Annotated in this window: 2 protein-coding genes and 2 pseudogenes; 1 reads left to right on the forward strand and 3 read right to left on the reverse strand. The window is 32.8% G+C overall.

Going from position 1 to position 3,435, the window contains the following annotated elements; translation table 11 throughout:
- Positions 1-391 (reverse strand): annotated as a pseudogene (locus LPH68_RS25735) (hypothetical protein); the annotation flags it as partial.
- Between the two features lie 156 nt (positions 392-547).
- On the opposite strand from LPH68_RS25735, the gene LPH68_RS25740 reads away from it, so the two are divergent.
- Positions 548-1,711 (forward strand): IS4 family transposase, encoded by a 1,164-nt coding sequence (locus tag LPH68_RS25740; protein WP_002561845.1) that lies wholly within the window; start codon positions 548-550, stop codon positions 1,709-1,711.
- A gap of 91 nt (positions 1,712-1,802) precedes the next feature.
- Here the strand turns inward: LPH68_RS25740 and LPH68_RS25745 are convergent, their stop codons facing one another.
- On the reverse strand, positions 1,803-3,149 hold the full coding sequence (locus LPH68_RS25745) for a lipopolysaccharide biosynthesis protein (RefSeq protein ID WP_151923671.1): 1,347 nt from the start codon (positions 3,147-3,149) through the stop codon (positions 1,803-1,805).
- A gap of 104 nt (positions 3,150-3,253) precedes the next feature.
- Positions 3,254-3,435: pseudogene (locus tag LPH68_RS25750) on the reverse strand (hypothetical protein); the annotation flags it as partial.

Genomic DNA, 3,435 nt, shown 5'->3' on the forward strand with positions numbered 1-3,435 from the left:
CCCCCCCCCCCCCCCCCCCCCCCCCCCCCCCCCCCCCCCATTTTTTTTTCAAGCAGAAGACGGCATACGATATTAGCCATGGTCTCGTGGGCTCGGAGATGTGTATAAGAGACAGATCTCTTACCATCTTATTCATCCACCGACTAATTGGATGAATAAAAAAATGAGGAATAAATTTACGTGGTTTTTCATATAACCTTGAAGCATCCATTTGATGATAATGCACTTTCTCACAATCATTTTGAAACATATAATCATGACTTGTATATTTGAATGATTTATCAAATTCAGTAATATGAATTTCATCAACCCACTTACTTGCTTCTGCGATATTTATATCTGCCACCAAGTTTTCATTATAGAATGGACAGCATAAAATAATTTTATTCATGAAAACGAATACTTTAGTTTAATATTTTCCTCATTAGTGTCCCGTAAAAGTGGATAAATAGTTCTTTGAAATAATTGAAATATAGTCTATTAGATACTACTTTTTAGGCGCGACGATTTGAAATCATACCTTTGAGGTCAATTAAGGTGACCTCAAATGAACCAAGATAAATATGTTTTCGCTCAGTTAGTAGAATTCTTGAACAATGATAAGTTCAGAAGACTTGTAGACAAGTATGATGGCAATCGTTATGTGAAACATTTCACTTGCTGGAGTCAGTTACTTGCAATGATGTTCGGTCAACTCAGTAATCGTGAAAGTCTTCGTGACTTGATTGTAGCTTTGGAAGCACATCAAGGAAAGCGTTATCATTTGGGATTGGGTCGTGAGCCCATTGCCAAAACTACGCTTGCATCTGCCAATCAGAATCGGGATTACAGAATCTTCGAAGATTTTGCTTTCTATATGATGAAGGAAGCATGTGAAAAACGATCGACTCACATCTTGGATATTCCAGGAAGGAAGTATGCGTTTGATTCCACTACGATTCCTTTATGTTTGGCTACATTCCCTTGGGCGAAGTTCCGTAAGAAAAAAGGTGGAGTTAAGGCTCATGTCCTTTATGACATAGAAGCACAACTTCCAGCCTTTTATACAGTAACTACAGCATCCAGGCATGATTCAACAGAAATGTCCGCAATTAATTATGAGCCAAATGCTTATTATATATTTGACAGAGCGTATGACTCGTTTAAAGAACTTTATCGGATTCATCTTACAGGTTCTTTCTTTGTAGTCAGAGCGAAGTCTAATCTGAAATGCAAGTTCTGTAAATGGAAGCGTAGAATGCCGAAAAATATCCTTTCAGATGCGGAAGTGAAACTGATAGGGTACACTTCTGAAAAGAAGTATCCTGAATCATTCAGAGTCATCCGTTTCTATGATGAAGAGGATGATCGTGAATTCACATTCCTGACGAATGCCAAACACATATCTGCACTTGATGTTGCCAATCTTTATAAGAAAAGATGGTTCGTGGAACTTTTCTTCAAATGGCTGAAACAACACCTTAAGATAAAAAGGTTCTGGGGTACTACCGAGAATGCGGTTCGAATACAGATTAGTGTTGCTATCATCACCTATTGTTTAGTAGCTATTGTACAATATGATATGCAACTGAATCGTTCAACTTATGAGGTCTTGCAGATTCTTAGCATCTCATTAACAGATAAAACGCCTTTACAAGAGCTGTTTAATAAGACTAATTTCAATGATGTCAAAGAACAATTTAATCCCCTTATTCCGGGATTATTTGATTAATTAATAACTCGTCCCGATTTTAACGGGACACTAGTGTATTTTCCTATAAACACATAAACATTACTTCACTACAATAGAAGTAATTTAAACATTACAGTTCTTCCTTATTTAGTAAACACGAATTTTCTATATTCTTCCTATTATTGATTATTTTCCTTAAATCCCAATACGCCAAAACAATAAACAATCCCCACATAAATATTAGATTTAAAATCATTAATTCAATCCCATACTGCTGAACTAGCCACGGTATTACTATAAGAACGTAAACAAACATAATAGAATATCCATAAATGATTGTATTCAATTTATTTGTTGCATTTTGTAATAATGAAACATTATCAAAAACAATTCTTATTGAAAACAAGATTCCGACTAATATAAACATAGAAACATTCGACTTAAACTCATTCCCAGCAATAAATTTCATAAAAAAATCCCCTAAAACAGAAACAATAATTACGACAAAAGAAAAAAAAGTAATTGTAATACATACAGACTTTTTTAGCAAACTCCAACACCAATCATAATTACGTTTTTGAAAAGCAGAAGCAAGTTCACTCCATAATGGATTAAATGCACTCTGATATATACCACCAAAAAATGAAAAGATTTTCTGCACTACATTTATATTAGCGGCTACCCCCAATCCTACCATAGAGCCTGCATAAATAGTTAACACATTCTGTAGAAAGCTACTAAAAAGCTGTATACTTAAAAATTTAACACCTATAGTTAACATTTCTCTTATCTTATGATAACAATCCCACCAATTAAAAGAATAAGTAAACCATTTCCGCTTATAAATAAAGTAGAGTGTACCCAATAATGAAATCAATAAATTAGATGTAAAATAAGCAACAGCAACAGATGTAATATGAATTTTGTTAATAGACAAACATAAAACAATCATAAATGCAACAATTGATTTCACCGAATTTACTATAGAATATAGTTTTGATTCCCCAAATGAAAAAAATAAAGGAATTCCTATACTAAATGGTATATTGAAAAGAAAAATAAACTGTATTATTAGAAATATAGCTCTTCCTTGTTGCCTCAAATATTCATTATCCGTTTTAAATAAATGTTCAAATGGAATATAACTTGATATAAATAATAAAATAATAGACAATAAGATGGCCAAACACATAAAAAAAATCAAAGCTGAATAGAAGTACTGTTTAGAAATAGCAATACCTTTAGATCCATTCAAGATTTCTCGACTTATTATATTTCGCAAAACATTAACAATACCAAAATCACCTGTTACAATTACAGCAGCAATAGATGTAACACTTGCCCAAAGTCCAAATTCTTCTTGTTTATAAAAATTCAACAAAACAAATATAAGCAGAAACTGTAAAACACTACCAATAATGGAAGATGCCACTACCCAAGAAACACCTTTAAATAAATTATTATATCTACTATACATGAAAAATGTAAACATCCTATTCGAACGCATTTTTTAAGTTCTCCTTTCTACTTTTTTGCCTAATAGTAGGACTTCAAGCTATAAACCCTCTCCTATTCACTAATTTATAACACAATATTCAATCGCCAAGCTATTTTCTGAATGACTTTATCTTTTATTGAATACTGCATAGGAGAAACTATTTCATTACAACGTTCTTTTTTATAAGAAGAAAATTGTTCCATATTCTCTATAATATTCGATCTGTCTCTTATACACATCTCCGAGCCCACGAGACCATGGCTAA

The organism is Bacteroides sp. 1_1_30, from assembly GCF_020982715.1.
In the GTDB taxonomy this organism is placed as follows: domain Bacteria; phylum Bacteroidota; class Bacteroidia; order Bacteroidales; family Bacteroidaceae; genus Bacteroides; species Bacteroides xylanisolvens.